At 47.2% G+C, this 14,717-nt stretch carries 16 protein-coding genes; 12 read left to right on the top strand and 4 right to left on the bottom strand.

The window, feature by feature from the left end; translation table 11 throughout:
- Positions 1–78 precede the first annotated feature (78 nt).
- A complete protein-coding gene (locus AC0YNZ_RS02420) occupies positions 79–1,227 on the top strand; it encodes a cysteine desulfurase family protein (RefSeq protein WP_475825097.1) in 1,149 nt (382 codons plus the stop codon).
- A 2-nt stretch (positions 1,228–1,229) separates the two neighbouring features.
- Positions 1,230–2,450, top strand: coding sequence for a tRNA uracil 4-sulfurtransferase ThiI (gene thiI, locus AC0YNZ_RS02415; RefSeq protein ID WP_475825096.1), 1,221 nt, complete (start codon positions 1,230–1,232; stop codon positions 2,448–2,450).
- Between the two features lie 50 nt (positions 2,451–2,500).
- Here thiI and AC0YNZ_RS02410 read toward each other — a convergent pair whose 3' ends face one another.
- Positions 2,501–3,193 carry a TerC family protein gene (locus tag AC0YNZ_RS02410; RefSeq protein ID WP_475825095.1) on the bottom strand — a complete coding sequence of 231 codons (693 nt, stop codon included), beginning with the start codon at positions 3,191–3,193 and terminating at the stop codon, positions 2,501–2,503.
- A gap of 138 nt (positions 3,194–3,331) precedes the next feature.
- Between AC0YNZ_RS02410 and AC0YNZ_RS02405 the strand changes: the two genes are divergently transcribed.
- The 7 genes from AC0YNZ_RS02405 (at position 3,332) to AC0YNZ_RS02375 (ending at position 8,674) form a co-directional block, all read left to right on the top strand.
- Positions 3,332–3,994, top strand: coding sequence for a TerC family protein (locus AC0YNZ_RS02405; protein WP_475825094.1), 663 nt, complete (start codon positions 3,332–3,334; stop codon positions 3,992–3,994).
- Between the two features lie 166 nt (positions 3,995–4,160).
- Complete coding sequence (locus tag AC0YNZ_RS02400) at positions 4,161–4,643, top strand: hypothetical protein (protein WP_475825093.1); 483 nt, start codon at positions 4,161–4,163, stop codon at positions 4,641–4,643.
- 39 nt (positions 4,644–4,682) lie between these two features.
- Complete coding sequence (gene typA, locus AC0YNZ_RS02395) at positions 4,683–6,524, top strand: translational GTPase TypA (protein ID WP_475825092.1); 1,842 nt, start codon at positions 4,683–4,685, stop codon at positions 6,522–6,524.
- Between the two features lie 179 nt (positions 6,525–6,703).
- A complete protein-coding gene (locus tag AC0YNZ_RS02390) occupies positions 6,704–7,015 on the top strand; it encodes a YlaH-like family protein (protein ID WP_475825091.1) in 312 nt (103 codons plus the stop codon).
- Positions 7,012–7,284, top strand: coding sequence for a hypothetical protein (locus AC0YNZ_RS02385; RefSeq protein ID WP_475825090.1), 273 nt, complete (start codon positions 7,012–7,014; stop codon positions 7,282–7,284). The genes AC0YNZ_RS02390 and AC0YNZ_RS02385 overlap by 4 nt, the downstream gene beginning before the upstream one ends.
- Before the next feature lie 17 nt (positions 7,285–7,301).
- Positions 7,302–8,351, top strand: coding sequence for an LCP family protein (locus tag AC0YNZ_RS02380; RefSeq protein WP_475825089.1), 1,050 nt, complete (start codon positions 7,302–7,304; stop codon positions 8,349–8,351).
- 80 nt (positions 8,352–8,431) lie between these two features.
- Positions 8,432–8,674, top strand: coding sequence for a hypothetical protein (locus tag AC0YNZ_RS02375; protein WP_475825088.1), 243 nt, complete (start codon positions 8,432–8,434; stop codon positions 8,672–8,674).
- A 39-nt stretch (positions 8,675–8,713) separates the two neighbouring features.
- Here AC0YNZ_RS02375 and AC0YNZ_RS02370 read toward each other — a convergent pair whose 3' ends face one another.
- Entirely contained in the window at positions 8,714–9,253 is a 540-nt protein-coding gene (locus AC0YNZ_RS02370) for a YhcN/YlaJ family sporulation lipoprotein (RefSeq protein WP_475825087.1), read from the bottom strand.
- A gap of 124 nt (positions 9,254–9,377) precedes the next feature.
- Here AC0YNZ_RS02370 and AC0YNZ_RS02365 point away from each other — a divergent pair, with 124 nt between their 5' ends.
- Entirely contained in the window at positions 9,378–10,709 is a 1,332-nt protein-coding gene (locus AC0YNZ_RS02365) for a PhoH family protein (protein ID WP_110769234.1), read from the top strand.
- A 271-nt stretch (positions 10,710–10,980) separates the two neighbouring features.
- On the opposite strand, the gene AC0YNZ_RS02360 is transcribed toward AC0YNZ_RS02365, so the two are convergent.
- On the bottom strand, positions 10,981–12,087 hold the full coding sequence (locus AC0YNZ_RS02360) for a coiled-coil domain-containing protein (RefSeq protein ID WP_475825086.1): 1,107 nt from the start codon (positions 12,085–12,087) through the stop codon (positions 10,981–10,983).
- Between the two features lie 73 nt (positions 12,088–12,160).
- Between AC0YNZ_RS02360 and AC0YNZ_RS02355 the strand changes: the two genes are divergently transcribed.
- Positions 12,161–13,321, top strand: a complete 1,161-nt coding sequence (locus AC0YNZ_RS02355; protein WP_475825085.1) for a class I SAM-dependent methyltransferase — start codon at positions 12,161–12,163, stop codon at positions 13,319–13,321.
- A 197-nt stretch (positions 13,322–13,518) separates the two neighbouring features.
- Here the strand turns inward: AC0YNZ_RS02355 and AC0YNZ_RS02350 are convergent, their stop codons facing one another.
- A complete protein-coding gene (locus AC0YNZ_RS02350) occupies positions 13,519–13,755 on the bottom strand; it encodes a DUF2626 domain-containing protein (protein WP_056639067.1) in 237 nt (78 codons plus the stop codon).
- Between the two features lie 276 nt (positions 13,756–14,031).
- Between AC0YNZ_RS02350 and AC0YNZ_RS02345 the strand changes: the two genes are divergently transcribed.
- Positions 14,032–14,682 (top strand): RsfA family transcriptional regulator, encoded by a 651-nt coding sequence (locus AC0YNZ_RS02345; protein ID WP_110769231.1) that lies wholly within the window; start codon positions 14,032–14,034, stop codon positions 14,680–14,682.
- Positions 14,683–14,717: the final 35 nt, after the last annotated feature.

The following is a 14,717-nucleotide window of genomic DNA, read 5'->3' as shown; positions in this document are numbered from 1 at the left end:
GATCACGATTCAGCTTCCGGCCCCTTGGGTAGAAGCAATCGCTGATCTTTTTCTTTTTGGAAAGGAGACAAAACTTCGATGCTATACTTTGACCACTGTGCCTCAACGCCGCCTTATGAAGAAGTCGTGAAAACGATGATGGAGGTGATGAAGTCGCAATACGCGAATCCTTCGTCGCTGCATCGCGCAGGCGCCGATGCGGATAAATTAATCGAACGCTCGCGCGCCCTTCTGGCGGAGCGGCTGCAAACGACGAACGGTAAATGGATATTTACATCCGGCGGAACGGAATCCAACAATTTAGCGCTAAAAGGTATCGCCCGCCAGTATGCGGGACGGGGGAAGCATCTGATTACGACGCAGATTGAGCATGCTTCGGTGTATGAAACGTTCGCTCAGCTGGAGCAAGAAGGTTTTCGAGTCACTTATTTACCAGTCAGCGAGTCTGGACATGTACGCATAGAGCAATTGGAAGAGGCTCTGACCGACCAGACTATTCTTGTCAGCGTCATGCATATCAACAACGAAATAGGGTCGATACAGCCAATCGAGCAGATCGGAAGATTGCTCAGGCGATATCCGAAGGCGATGTTCCATGTCGATGCTGTCCAAAGCATCGGAAAGCTGCCGATTTGCATAGAGGAATGGGGTATCGATTTACTGAGCGGCTCTGCGCATAAGCTTCGGGGTCCTAAAGGCGTAGGATTCTTATACGTCCGCGATGGTATTACGCTTTATCCGCTGTTTACAGGCGGCTCGCAGGAGTACGGAAACCGAGCCGGCACGCAAAATGTGCCGGGCATCGTCGCCTCCGCGAAGGCGCTGCGCATGTCGCTTGAGTCATTGGAGCAGCGAGAGCTGCGAATGCGGCCGCTTAAGCAGAAGCTTATTCAGATCATAAGCGGCATACCGGAGCTAAAGCTTAACGGTGCTGATCCGTCTGCCGCTCATATCATTCATTTCTCGTACCCGGGCATGAAGCCGGAGGTTATCATTCATATGCTGGAGCAGCGTGGTATAATGGCTTCAACCAAATCCGCCTGTTCCTCGAAGGACGACAAGCCAAGCCGCGTGCTGCTTGCGCTTGGCGTAAGCCATGAGCAGGCAGCCGGCGGGGTCCGAGTCAGCTTCGGCGATGAGCACGAGGAACGGGATATTGACGCTTTAGGCGCTGCTCTGCGTCATATTGTTGAGCAATTGAAGCCGCTTGAGAGGAGATTGACTTAATCTTGCTTTATGATCAAATTATACTGAGGTACGGAGATTTAATGGTTAAAGGAAGAAACCGGAATAGATTCGAGAAGCGAATGCTCGATCAAGTGAAGCAGGCCTTGATCTCATATGAGAATATTGCTTATTTCAAATCATTTGGACGCTTGTATGTAAAGTTGAACGGGCATCCCTATGAGCCGGTTGCGGATCGGTTGAAGGATTTGTTCGGGATCGTCTCCTTAAGTCCCGTTAGGAGCACGGAGCCGGAGCTTGAGAAAATAAGAGCGGCGGCGTTAGCGATTATGCAAGCATTGCCAGAGCAGCCGGCGACGTTTAAAGTAAGCGCTAAACGCGCTTGGAAGAAGTTTCCTCACAATTCGCAGGAAATGAATCATTTAGTGGGCGGTCATGTGCTGCGCGCAATACCGGATCTTAAAGTAAATGTGAGCAAGCCTGAGATTGAATTGCGTGTGGATATCCAGGAAGAAGCGACATACGTATACTATGACGTTATACCCGGCGCTGGCGGGTTTCCTTTCGCGTCAAACGGCAAAGCCATGCTGCTGCTCTCAGGCGGTATAGACAGTCCTGTAGCAGGCTGGCTGGCGCTGCGCAAAGGGCTTGAGATAGAGGCGGTGCATTTCCACAGCTATCCTTTCACAAGCGAGCAGGCGAAGGATAAAGTCATTGAGCTTGCTAAACGATTGTCATATTTCAGCGGAGAGCCGATCAAGCTACATCTTGTGCCTTTCACTGAAATTCAGACGACTCTGGTTGGGGCAAAGAGCGACAATCTGATTATTACGTTAATGAGAAGGGCTATGCTGCGAATAACGGAGCAGCTCGCGGAGCGAAACGGGGCATTTGGAATCGTCACGGGGGAAAGCTTAGGTCAGGTAGCGAGCCAGACGCTGCCCAGCATGAATGTGATCGGACGCGCGACGGAGCTTCCGCAGCTTAAGCCGTTAATTATGATGGACAAGCATGAAATCATTCGTTTGGCCGAAAGAATCGGAACGTATGAAACGTCGATTTTACCTTACGAGGATTGCTGTACGTTATTTTTGCCAAAATCGCCAACCACGAATCCGAATCTCAGGATCGCCGAGAAGATCGAGGCGCTTATCCCGAATTATAAACAGCTGCTTACAGCGGCTGTAGAAGGGACCGAGCAGCTATTGATTTCGCCAGTGGCTGAAACGGCCGTGCAAACGGCAGGCGAGGATAGCTGGTTCTGATATAAATGTTGGTAATGAGCTGAAAAACCGAAAAAAAAGCAGGAATCCCCTTAGTGGGATTCGCTGCTTTTTTGTTGTGTATTATTTTTGCGCATATTGGTAACCAATCCGCCTGCGATTGTAATGACAACCACCAGAACCACGAACGACCAGTAGATTAACGGATCTTCGAAAAATTCGTGGAAAGATTTTTCGTGCGTAATCATTTTGGCGGCGGTGTATGCGAGAACCGCAGAACCGACATAAATGATCCATCCATAGCGATTGATAAGCTTGATGAATATAGTGCTGCCCCATACTACAACAGGTACGCTGATGAGTAGTCCGAGAATGACGAGCAGCGTGTCCCCATGTGCCGCACCCGCAACCGCGATGACGTTATCAATGCCCATCGCAGCATCGGCAATGATAATCGTACGAATCGATTGCCAAAGCGTATTGCCCGATTTAATGTTGTCATGCGGATCTTCTTGTACGAGCAGCTTATAAGCAATCCATACTAAGAGAAGGCCTCCGACAAGATTAAGCCAAGGCACATTCAGCAGCTGAACGACGAGCAGGGTGGCAATAATCCGTATGCCGACTGCTCCGGCTGTTCCCCAAATGACCGCTTTCTTCTGCTGGTCCTTTGGCAAATTTCGAGCTGCTAACGCTATAACAATGGCATTGTCCCCGGCCAATATTAGGTCGATAAAAACAATGGTCAGCAAAGCGGAGAAAAACTCGACTGTGAATAGTTCCATAAGTAATTTCCCTCCTTCCCTAAATTAGCACTTCTTGAAGTCTACAATAAATACGAGCGAGAGTGAAGATGGATTCATTTTTTTTTGGACATATTCCCCACAGCTTGTTCATACAGCTGATTAGAGGGGGTATGTATCTTGGACAGCGTAATTATTTTTATCGAAATCATTCTAATTAATGTATTGCTTAGCGGAGACAATGCCATTGTGATCGCAATGGCTAGCGGGCAGCTCCCGCCGGAGCAGCGCAAACGCGCTGTGTGGTGGGGGGCGCTGGCAGCTGTAGGGCTTAGGTGCATTCTAACAATAGTTGCCATAAAGCTGCTGCAGGTGCCTTATTTGCAAGCGATCGGAGCTCTTCTATTGTTCTATATCGCGGTGAAGCTGCTGGCTGATGCAGGCGGGCAGCAGGAATCGCATACGGTTAAAAAAGCAAAAACGATCGGTCAAGCGATTTGGACGATCGTGGTTGCCGATTTTATTATGAGTCTGGACAATGTGCTGGCTATCGCCGCCGTCGCGGAAGGCGATCCTGTCCTTATTTTGCTCGGAATTGCGCTTAGCATACCTATGATTATCTGGGGAAGCCAGATTCTGGGCTCCCTGCTGCAAAAATTTCCTGCCCTTTCTTATATAGGCGCCGCTTTGCTCGCATATGCAGCGGGAGAAATGCTTATGCATGATCCCGGCCTCGATAAGCTGCTGTTTCACGGCTCCAAGACGCTTGGCGAAGCGATTCCGCTGCTATGCGTACCGCTCGTTATTGCGCTGGCAGTTGTCAAAAAGAAGCCTGTTTTATGAGGTTTATTACATGCCCCGTTCACGCAAAATATGGCGGAACGGTTTTTTTTTGTTCTGACCCCGCTATGTACTGGTATTTTTGCCTCAGTTCCTTTAAACTAATATAGATAAAAACTGACGCTTTTCGTCAACATATGCGATTGGCGTTGTAAGGAGCGGAACGCGAATGCCTAATAACAAATATTCCGCTGGAATTATTTTGCTGTTAGCCGGGGTCGTTATCTTGTTGGGCAAGTTAGGTGTATTCAGCTTTTTGGGCGCAATCTTCTGGCCGCTGCTCGTCTTAATTCCCGGAGTGCTTCTGCATGTTCTTTACTTCGGCAGATTAGTACCGGCAGTCGTGCTTGTCCCAGGCGGAATGCTCGTCGTATATGCCCTGCTGTTTGTGGTTTGCAATCTATTTGGATGGGATAGCTTGAAATATTTGTGGCCGTTGTTTATTTTTGGAGTAGCAGCTGGCCTTTACGAATATTATTTGTTCGGTTCATCCAGAACGCGTGTTGTATTGACGGCATCGATTGCGCTTGCCGCCGCATCGGCCGTGTTCGTCATTTTAGTGCTGTTGTGGAGCTGGGGGATTTATGCGATTGCCGTTGCATTTATTGCAGCAGGCGGTTGGATGATGCTGGGCAAACGCAGACGTTGGTAAAAGTTTTAAATAAAAAACAATTGGAGTGGATTACTAGTTATGCAAGCAAGAGAGAAATTACGGAATATCGCCATTATTGCCCACGTTGACCATGGTAAAACAACATTGGTTGACAAGCTGCTTCAACAATCAGGTACGTTTCGTGATCATGAAGCAGTACAGGAACGCGCGATGGACTCTAACGATCTAGAGCGTGAACGCGGTATTACGATTTTGGCTAAGAACACAGCAATTAACTACAAAGACTATTTGATTAACATTGTGGATACTCCTGGACATGCTGACTTCGGCGGCGAAGTTGAGCGTATCATGAAGATGGTAGACGGCGTTCTGCTGGTCGTTGACGCATTCGAGGGCTGCATGCCGCAAACGAAATTCGTTTTGCGCAAAGCGCTTGAATCAAACCAGACGCCAATCGTTGTCGTAAACAAGATTGACCGTCCGAACGCTCGGCCTCAAGAGGTTATCGATGAAGTTCTTGACCTATTTATCGAGCTGGGCGCAAATGATGAGCAGTTGGAGTTCCCGGTTGTTTATGCATCTGCATTAATGGGTACATCCAGCCTTGATCCTGAGAAACAAGACGAGAACATGGAAGCTCTATATGAAACGATCGTGAGCAACATTCCGTCGCCGACTGAGGATGTAGAACAGCCATTGCAATTCCTCGTAACTTTGCTTGATTACAATGAATACCTTGGCCGTATTGCAGTAGGCCGCGTTAACCGCGGTATCATTAAGCAAGGCCAATCGGTTGCTGTTATCACACGTGAAGGCAGCACGAAACAAGCAAGAATTGAGAAGCTGTTCGGTTTCGTGGGCTTGAAGCGCGTTGAGATCGAGGAAGCGGGCGCAGGCGATATTATCGCGATCGCGGGTATCCGTGAAATCAACATTGGCGAGACAATTGCTGATCCGCAGAATCCGGAAGCTTTGCCGGTTCTAAAAATTGACGAGCCGACTCTTCAAATGACATTCCTGGTTAACAACAGTCCTTTTGCGGGCCGTGAAGGTAAATGGGTTACATCCCGCAAGCTTCGCGAACGTCTGTTCAAAGAGCTTGAGACTGACGTTGCTTTGCGCGTAGACGAAACAGACAGCCCGGATGCATTTGTCGTTTCCGGCCGCGGTGAGCTTCACCTTGGTATTCTTATCGAGAACATGCGTCGTGAAGGTTATGAGCTTCAAGTATCGAAGCCTGAAGTTATCATCAAGGAAATCGATGGTAAGAAGCAAGAGCCTTACGAGCGTTTACTGATTGACACGCCTGAAGAAAGCATGGGCGCCGTTATGGAAAGTCTGGGAACTCGCAAAGCCGAAATGCTTAACATGATTAATCACGGAAACGGTCAAGTTCGTCTGGAATTCAGAATTCCTGCGCGCGGCTTGATAGGATACCGTACACAGTTTTTGACGTTGACACGCGGCTACGGCATTATGAACAATGCTTTTGACAGCTATGGTCCACTTGCCGGCGCAGGCGTAGGCGGACGTCATCAAGGCGTTCTAGTAGCAAGCGAGAACGGAACATCGACTTTCTACGGCATGATGGGTGTTGAGGACCGCGGAATTCAATTCCTGGAGCCAGGTACTGAAATTTATGAAGGTATGATCGTTGGCGAGCACAATCGCGAGAACGACATTATCGTTAACATTTGTAAAGTAAAACAGCTTAACAATATTCGTTCCGCAGGTAAAGACGATACCGTTACGCTGAAAAGCCCGCGTCTATTCTCGCTTGAGCAAGCGCTTGAGTACTTGAATGATGATGAGTATTGTGAAATTACGCCGAAATCTATTCGTCTGCGTAAGAAAATTTTGAACAAGAGCGAGCGCGAACGTGCGGATAAAAACCGTAAAAACGCTCAAGCAAGCGTTTAAGAGCCAATCATTAAACAAACGTAAGGTTTTGCTGATGCAAAGCCTTACGTTTTCTTTAAAATATAAGTGGGATTATAAGTTTTTAACTTATAATCCCACTTATATTTCACAGTGTTATCGTTGCTGTGCAACTAAAGCGCGGCGAGTGCCGTTTACAATTTAAGAAGGAGGTATGCTGCATGCAGGCATGGTTAAGCGATCATAAGCTAATTTCTTATTTAATCATTCTGGGCTTTACAATATACATATTCAATAAAGTGTTCCGCGCTCAGCAGAAGCTGCCGTTGTTGAAAGAGATCCTTGTATATGCCCTGATTGCGTTTGGTTCTTTCGTTCTGATGATTCTGCAAGTAGATAAGCTGCCGATCATTCAATGTATGGGGGTGGCGGTTCTTATGATGCTTATGCTCCGCGGCCGTCAGCTCTACGATAAATGGAAGGGCAGCAAAACGGGCGATAATCCGCCGCAAAATGCGGAGTCTGGCAAATGAAATTCGAGGATGCCTTATTCAACTGGCTGCAAATTAAGCTGGTAGCGGATGCCCGTCAAGATGACCAGGCGGCTATCGACACACTTGCGTTTTTTGCACAAATTTTGACGGAAGATCACGGCTTGTCGAGTTTTGCCATAGTCAAGACCGACGAAACGATGATTCATGTGAAATACGAAAAGGATGGCCGTTCCAAGCTGCAGCTTTTTCCCCGGGATAGGGGCGAACAGCTCTTAGCGGACATCGAATCTAATCCAAAATATAACTGAACTTGAAGGTGGAACATATGAGTAAAGGTTCAACAGAATTACCTCCAAGAACGGGTTCACGTCAACCGGCAAAGTCAAAAAAGCAAAAGCCGCGCAAAAAGCGCTCGGTGCTGAAAACGATTTTTGTATTGTTGTTCGCCATACTGCTCATCGCAGCTGCTGCTCTGGCCTATTTAGTGTTCAAAGCGGATAAAGCAGTTGATCAAATTTCTGCGCCGAGTAATAACGAGGTCGTCATACCTGCTGGAGAGTCTGTCAGTGAGAAGTCAGTTGCCATGCTGCTGATGGGCATTGACTCGCGTTCGCATGGAGGCGGTTTAAATACGGATGTATTGATGGTAGCTGTATTTAATCCGAATTCAAAATCGGCTACGATCGTTACGATTCCGCGGGATTCAAACATCGATGTGGATGGCTACAGAACGCGCAAAGCGAACAGCTTTTATGCCGATTTTTATATGAACGCACTCAATGATAAAAATTTGTCAAAAGAAGCGGCATATGCGGATGCCAAACAAGAGGTTCGCAACGTAATGAGCAAGCTGTTCGATATTGACATCAAATATTCGGCCGTCATCAATTTCCAAGGCTTTGCAGATGTGGTTGATGCGCTTGGCGGCGTAGAAGTGGATGTCGATATGCGCATGAAATATATTGATACAGCGGATGGCACGAACATCGATCTCCAAAAAGGGGTTCAGGTGCTGAGCGGTGACAAGGCGCTAGATTTCGTCCGTTACCGTAAATCCAACGATGGAAAAAACATGTCAAGCGATTTTGACCGCAACAAGCGGCAAAGTCAAGTCATTGGCGCACTGACAGATAAGATGAAGTCCTTTGACGGCGTTACGAAAATAGGTTCCGTTATCGAGGCTGTGGGTAATAACTTAACGATGGATATGCCTTCCAAAGAAATTAAAAACATGATGACTACTTATTTGGGCATGAGCCGCAATGATATTACGTTCATTCCGCTTGAAGGAACATGGAGAAGTCCATATGTTTATTTGGATGATGCGAAGCTCGAAGAGGCTCGGGCGGCGCTGAAAGCAAAAATGGCTGAATAACCATAGACTCTCGCTAATAATATGGATATAATAATGCTACAAAGGCCATTATTGAATCTGTTCAGAAGGAGGTCATGCCCATGACCAACGCCGAAGCCGCAAGATCCAAGCGACCGATCGAAGAATTGCATGATCATCCAATTGTTCTACTGCACAAATTTAATGCGGTATCTGACAGTTTGGCCTCGAGCATTACGGATACCTTTGACGTGGTGAACAACGCCGCGTGCTTGTCCACTACCCTTGCGTGCGACAAACCGAATAAGATTATTGCTGCGGACAACTTGGATGTACAAGTTTTCGCTGCCATGAAGAAAGCCTAGTGATTAGCTCACTAGGCTTTTTGTGTCTTCAGGGGACCTTTACAATTTCTTATTCATTTTTGGAGCTTCTTGTTTTTCTGGCTCTTGCGGCATGATATCACGCGGCATCTGCGGAACTATTCTTCCCATAATATCAGCCATTTCTTCAGCAAAGCCGGCTATTGGTCTTCCGCGCCTGATGTCGGCGCCAATTTCATTAATTCTCTGGGAGAGATCAATATCTGCGGTTACAAGAGCGTCTACGCCGTAAGGATCTTTGCGAAATGCTTCGGCAACAGAGTATTTAATCGTGCCGACTCTTGAACGCTCCATCTTGGCATCTACATCGATGCCGACAATTGCAGTATTTCCGAACACGACACAGTGCGCGTTCGATACACCATCAATTCCTTTGGCCAATTGTTCCAGATGTGCTGCAACCTGCGCCGAGTTTTTAATTTCTTTTTTTCTTGGTTCGGTTTGCTGAGCCTGTACACGGCCATTATTTCGTGGAGAGGGTGATGTCTCATTACGTGCGACGGTGCTGCAGCCTGTCGCTACAATCGCAATAATGATCGCTGAAGTAAGCCATTTTAACATGTTTGCCACCTCTTTTTTTTACTCATTGAAAATTTTAAAGCCTTACCTGTCCGCCATAGCTTGCCCGCAGCTGCGCTATGCTATGTATGGCCTCTAATGAATATCCAACGCCGGGAGGGTTCTCATGAAAAAAATATTCGTGCTCGATACAAATGTGCTGCTTCATGATCCGCAAGCGATTTTCGCTTTCGATGATAATGAAGTCATAATTCCCGCGGTCGTGTTGGAGGAAATCGATTCTAAGAAGAGGTTAGCTGATGAATTAGGGCGTAATGCCCGCTCGATCTCGCGTCTGCTTGATAAGATGAGAGAAAAAGGGCATCTGCACGAAGGTATAGAGCTGCCTAGCGGCGGCCTGCTCAAGGTGGAATTAAATCACCGCAGCTTTATGCGCGTGCAAGAAATGTTTGGGGAAATGTCAAACGATAATCGGATTTTAGCGGTAGCGCTGAATTACCACATAGAGCAGGAAAATGAATCCGAGAAACAAAGCATCGTTCTTGTAAGCAAGGATGTGCTTGTCCGTATCAAGGCTGATGTGCTTGGCTTGCAAGCGCAAGATTATTTATCGGATAGGGTGGTCGTATCGTCTGACTTTTACGCGGGCTATATGACGCTTTATGTTCATCCTGCTGTCATTGATGAATTTTACACCTACCGCTTTTTAACCGTAAACAACATGCATCTGAACATTAAGTTAAATCCGAATGAGTTTGTTATTTTACGGGATGAAATGGGCACATCAAAGTCTGCGCTGCTCAAAGTTAGTCAAGACGGAGCGAGGCTTGAGCCGCTATATTTAAGCAATGATCCGATATGGGGCATAACGGCCCGCAATGCACAGCAGCGAATGGCGCTTGAGCTGCTCCTAAATGACGATATCCCGCTCGTGACTCTTACAGGTAAGGCTGGTACCGGGAAGACGCTTCTCGCGCTGGCTGCAGGTCTTCTGAAAACAGAGGATGAGCATAAGTATAAGAAGCTGCTAATCGCAAGGCCGGTCGTTCCGATGGGCAAGGATATCGGGTATTTGCCAGGAGAGAAGGAAGAAAAGCTGCGCCCGTGGATGCAGCCGATTTATGATAATTTGGAATATTTGTTCGACACAAAAAAGGCAGGCGACATCGATAAAATATTGATGGGGATGGGCAGCATTCAGGTGGAGGCGTTAACCTATATCCGCGGAAGATCTATTCCGGGTCAATTCATTATTATTGATGAAGCGCAAAACCTAACGAAGCATGAAGTGAAAACGATCGTATCGCGGGTCGGCGAAGGCAGTAAAATTGTACTTATGGGCGACCCGGAGCAAATCGACCATCCGTACCTCGATTCCATCAGCAACGGATTGACGCATATTGTGGAACGATTCAAATCCGAAGGAATCAGCGGACATATGACGCTGGAGAAGGGCGAACGCTCTAAGCTGGCTCAGCTCGCGGCTGATTTGCTGTAAACATGATGACCCCCTCATCAATGAGGGGGTCATTTTTTGTGTCATTCAAGGATAGAGCTTATGTCCCTTGAGCTCTTCAGAGCCGGCAGGGTGAAGCTTCAGATATAATGCTGCTTGATAATGGATGGGTTAGACCATTCGCCTTACGCGGGTTTCTAACGCCTGCAGACGGCATTCATTTTCGATTCACTCGCTGGCAGGGGAAATAAACTGACAAGAGCCTGCCCCATAATAGAATAGGGACAGGCTCTTATTTATCCGGAGGTTTAGTCTACAGCTTAAGGTTTAGCTTAATGGTCAGTTCGCCGTCTTTCATTTCTACGGAATTCGCTTTGAGGAAGGATACGATTAAATCCGGATAAAAGCCAAGGTCAAATTCCTCCTCCAATGCTCGGCGGGTTGTGTCCGGCAAGGAAAAGCCGTTAAATAAGAGCTCATCTACATGGAATAGGATAGCGTTCTTGGGATCATTTTCAATCGTATAATGGCCGGTTATTTTGATTTCCATATTGTCGCGTTTACCTTGAGCGATTACTTTGCCGTCAATGAATTCAAACGAGAAATTGTTGAAAATATCGTTTTGCTCGCGCAAAAATGAATTCAAATCAACCTCCGGCACTCGGATCGTATACTGAAATCCTTTGATTTCCAGCAGCTGTTTGTTATCCTGCACAAAGTCAGGCAGCTTCTTCATAGCCTTCGAAAGGGCGCGGAAATATTGTTTAACCTCGTCTAAACCGGCCGTTTCCCAGTATGAGGTAAGCTCCTTTATTAAAATACGTATGCGTTCGGCATCCGATCGTCCAGCGAGCTGCTCATCAACCTGCTTTTCGAGCGCCAGTACCCGTTCTCTTTGTGCTTGAAGCTGCTCCTCAATGACGGTAAGCTCGCTTTGTCTTGCCTCGAGCTGCTGATAGCCTTCCCTCACCTTTCTGTATTGCTCCACATATGTATTCAAGGTATGCTTGTCGTGGGTAAGAATAATTTCGGCGTAATCCATTATTTGAAACAGCTCCGATAACGAATCGAACGATAGAAGCGCGCTAAACAAATAATCCCTTTCTCCCATATAGTAAGCGCGCAAGACGCTTCCTGCTTCATCCTGCTTGTCCGATATTTGCTGCTCCTGCTGAAGAAGCTGCTTCTCGGTTTCCGACATCGTAAGCGTAAGCAGCTGCTTCTGCTCTTGAATACGCACAATTTCTTTATCAATTTCTACGACGGATAAGCTTTTTTCAAGCAGCGAATGCATATCCTCTTCATCGGTCGTCTGGGGCTCCGCCCGCACAGGGAGGCGGATCAAGAGGAATGCGATTAGGAGTATCACCGCTGCTGCTATGGAAATACGATTTAGTTTGGCTGGCAATGTCAACGGCATCGTCCCTCCTCAGCATTCATTTTATGCGGCAATTCATATTATTATATCTTACATCTGGAAAAGGATGAACCTTATGGTGAAGGAAAATAAGCTCGCGGCAGCCATTGCAGCAGCCATTGCGGAATCAGTCTTATCGGGCTGGCATGTCGATGCGAAAGGAAATAGGCATACGGTTCCATGCATCTCATTTCTTCAATATATGAATGCTTGCTTATACGATCAGAAGTACGGCTATTACCGCTCTGGGCCGGTCCGTGTAGGCAAGGCCGGCGACTTTTATACGAGCTCGGGAATTGGCGGCGTGCTGGCGGAGGTTCTTGCCGGTTTCGCATTGGATTATAGTAAAGCGCTGGGGAAACCGTTAAAGTTAATCGAGTGGGGGGCTGGAACAGGCAGACTTTCTGCTCAAATCGCTGCAGCTGGCCGTGATCGCAGCGGTGACTGGGATGAGCAATTTCAGTCTATCTTGATTGAGGATCATCCCGCTCATGGACAAGCGGCACGTGAAGCTCTTGCTAATTGCAGCAGCGGACAATTGAATGCCGAGCCGCTGCTGGTGTCGTCAGAAGAGGCTTGGGAGGCGAGTTGGCTGAGAGAACCGGCGCTTGTACTAGCAAACGAGCTGCTTGATGCTTTTCCCGTCCACCGGGTTCAGCGTATGAATGGGCAGCTGCTTGAGCTTGGCGTTGCCGGCGATTTGGTGCAGGGCTTCTATCAGGTGTATATGCCGCTCACGGATATGCGGATAAGCGGCTGGCTCGACCGGGACGGGATACAGCTGAAGGAGGGACAGCAAACGGAGATTCATACGGGAGCAGCTGCGTTTCTGGATCGGCTTGGGGCCGTAATGAGGAAAGGACGCCTCATTCTCATTGATTATGGACATGAATCTGCGGAATATGCGGCGGAGCATCGTATGCACGGCACTCTGATGTGTTATTGGCGGCATCAGGCAAGCGATAGTCCATATATCCGAATCGGCGAGCAAGATATGACATCGCATGTGCCGTTCACGTTTGTCCGTCACGAGGCGGAGGAAAACGGCTGGCAGGTTGCGGGCTATACGACTCAAAAGCAATTTTTGATCGAGAATGGCGTTTTGGAATTGCTCCAAAATCATCACAGCACAGATCCTTTCAGTGCGGCGGCGCGGAGGAATAGGGCGATCAGACAGCTGCTGCTTAGCGATCAGATGAGTGAGACGTTTAAAGTGATGGTTTTGGAAAAAAGTTAGTTTGGGTATAAAAAAACGGTGCCAGCCCAAGAGGAGCTGACACCGTTTTTTTGTTTAAATATAAGTAAGCATAAGTTGGACCTATACTGTGCTTATACTCATAACGAAACGAGCCTTAGCCTTCTAGGAAGGCAGAGGCTCGTTTCCGCTTGGCTTACCTATGTAACCTGCCTTGGCGTATTTCGCTGACGCCTTTGTTAGAATGGCAAGTCCATCTTGAAGACCGACCAATACGTGAAACCCACGAATGAAATGATCATATATCCCCAGAACATGATGATGTAAGTTCTCTCGGAGAAATTCAAGTAGCCTAGAAATACGAAAGCAACGGCTTGTGCGAAAAATAATAGCGCAAATTCCGTCATATGGCCTGCGAAAGCCATTAGTCCGATTACCAGGGTCCAAAAGCCAAGTACCCGATACATGCGTGCCATGATAGCATCCCCCTTTCGCTGCGACCCGATTTTCTAATGATCATTATAACGTTTGGCGAAATAAGTGTAAACCAAAAACCGTGACGAAATCGCAAACTTTTTGTTTTCTAACGTTAACGTGCATTGGGTCTGGATATAGTTTGCTCAAATAAAAGAACAAACATGTATGAGTAAATGAAAATTTGGTTATACAAATTAGTATCCAATAGATTCTATGAACTCTACCAAGGGCATAGAGATAAAGTAAGCGCCTTTACGTTAGGAGGTTTTCGTTGCATGACAGCAGTTAGACAAGATGCGTGGAGTCCGGACGATGATCTTATACTCGCCGAGGTTACACTACGCCATATTCGCGAAGGAAGTACTCAGCTTGCAGCTTTTGAAGAAGTAGGCGAACGTATCGGACGTACGTCAGCAGCATGCGGATTCCGTTGGAATAGCTGCGTTCGCAAAAGGTATGAGGATGCCATTCAAATCGCCAAGCAGCAGCGCCAGAAGCGGAATTATTTGAAAAAACAAACGATTGTTGCAACACCTCATGTTTCATCGATTGCCGTTTTTGAAACGGATGAACGCGCATTCAAGCAAGAGAGCGGTTCGATTGAAGAAGGGCTGTCAGTCGATGCTGTTATTCGTTTCCTTCGTGGCTGGAAGACAACCTATCAAGATTTAACCCGTCAAATCAAGTGGTTTGAGAAAGAACTGAAAGACAAAGAGGAAGAGCTATATCGGCTGCGCGACCAGAATGAGAGATTGTCCAAAGAAGTAAACAATGTTCAAACGGATTACCGTGCTGTGAACGATGATTACAAGACGTTGATTCAAATTATGGACCGCGCCAGAAGGTTAACCGTATTAACGAACGAAGACGAAGCAAAGCCGAGATTTAAGATGGATGCAAACGGTAATTTGGAACGTATTGATTAAGTTATAAACCGAAAAAAAGAGAGGCTTGCCATCAA

It is taken from the genome of Paenibacillus sp. J2L1-98 (genome assembly GCF_056269405.1).
The sequence above is the reverse complement of the archived record's forward strand: the minus strand, read 5'-3'. Positions and strand labels throughout refer to the sequence as shown.

Excerpts from the sequence above, each read along its gene's own strand:
- AC0YNZ_RS02420 (WP_475825097.1), top strand. The coding sequence starts at position 79 with ATGCTATACTTTGACCACTGTGCCTCAACGCCGCCTTATGAAGAAGTC.
- AC0YNZ_RS02410 (WP_475825095.1), bottom strand. The coding sequence starts at position 3,193 with ATGGAACTATTCACAGTCGAGTTTTTCTCCGCTTTGCTGACCATTGTT.
- AC0YNZ_RS02400 (WP_475825093.1), top strand. The coding sequence starts at position 4,161 with ATGCCTAATAACAAATATTCCGCTGGAATTATTTTGCTGTTAGCCGGG.
- typA (WP_475825092.1), top strand. The coding sequence starts at position 4,683 with ATGCAAGCAAGAGAGAAATTACGGAATATCGCCATTATTGCCCACGTT.
- AC0YNZ_RS02390 (WP_475825091.1), top strand. The coding sequence starts at position 6,704 with ATGCAGGCATGGTTAAGCGATCATAAGCTAATTTCTTATTTAATCATT.
- AC0YNZ_RS02385 (WP_475825090.1), top strand. The coding sequence starts at position 7,012 with ATGAAATTCGAGGATGCCTTATTCAACTGGCTGCAAATTAAGCTGGTA.
- AC0YNZ_RS02380 (WP_475825089.1), top strand. The coding sequence starts at position 7,302 with ATGAGTAAAGGTTCAACAGAATTACCTCCAAGAACGGGTTCACGTCAA.
- AC0YNZ_RS02375 (WP_475825088.1), top strand. The coding sequence starts at position 8,432 with ATGACCAACGCCGAAGCCGCAAGATCCAAGCGACCGATCGAAGAATTG.
- AC0YNZ_RS02370 (WP_475825087.1), bottom strand. The coding sequence starts at position 9,253 with ATGTTAAAATGGCTTACTTCAGCGATCATTATTGCGATTGTAGCGACA.
- AC0YNZ_RS02365 (WP_110769234.1), top strand. The coding sequence starts at position 9,378 with ATGAAAAAAATATTCGTGCTCGATACAAATGTGCTGCTTCATGATCCG.
- AC0YNZ_RS02360 (WP_475825086.1), bottom strand. The coding sequence starts at position 12,087 with ATGCCGTTGACATTGCCAGCCAAACTAAATCGTATTTCCATAGCAGCA.
- AC0YNZ_RS02355 (WP_475825085.1), top strand. The coding sequence starts at position 12,161 with ATGGTGAAGGAAAATAAGCTCGCGGCAGCCATTGCAGCAGCCATTGCG.
- AC0YNZ_RS02350 (WP_056639067.1), bottom strand. The coding sequence starts at position 13,755 with ATGGCACGCATGTATCGGGTACTTGGCTTTTGGACCCTGGTAATCGGA.
- AC0YNZ_RS02345 (WP_110769231.1), top strand. The coding sequence starts at position 14,032 with ATGACAGCAGTTAGACAAGATGCGTGGAGTCCGGACGATGATCTTATA.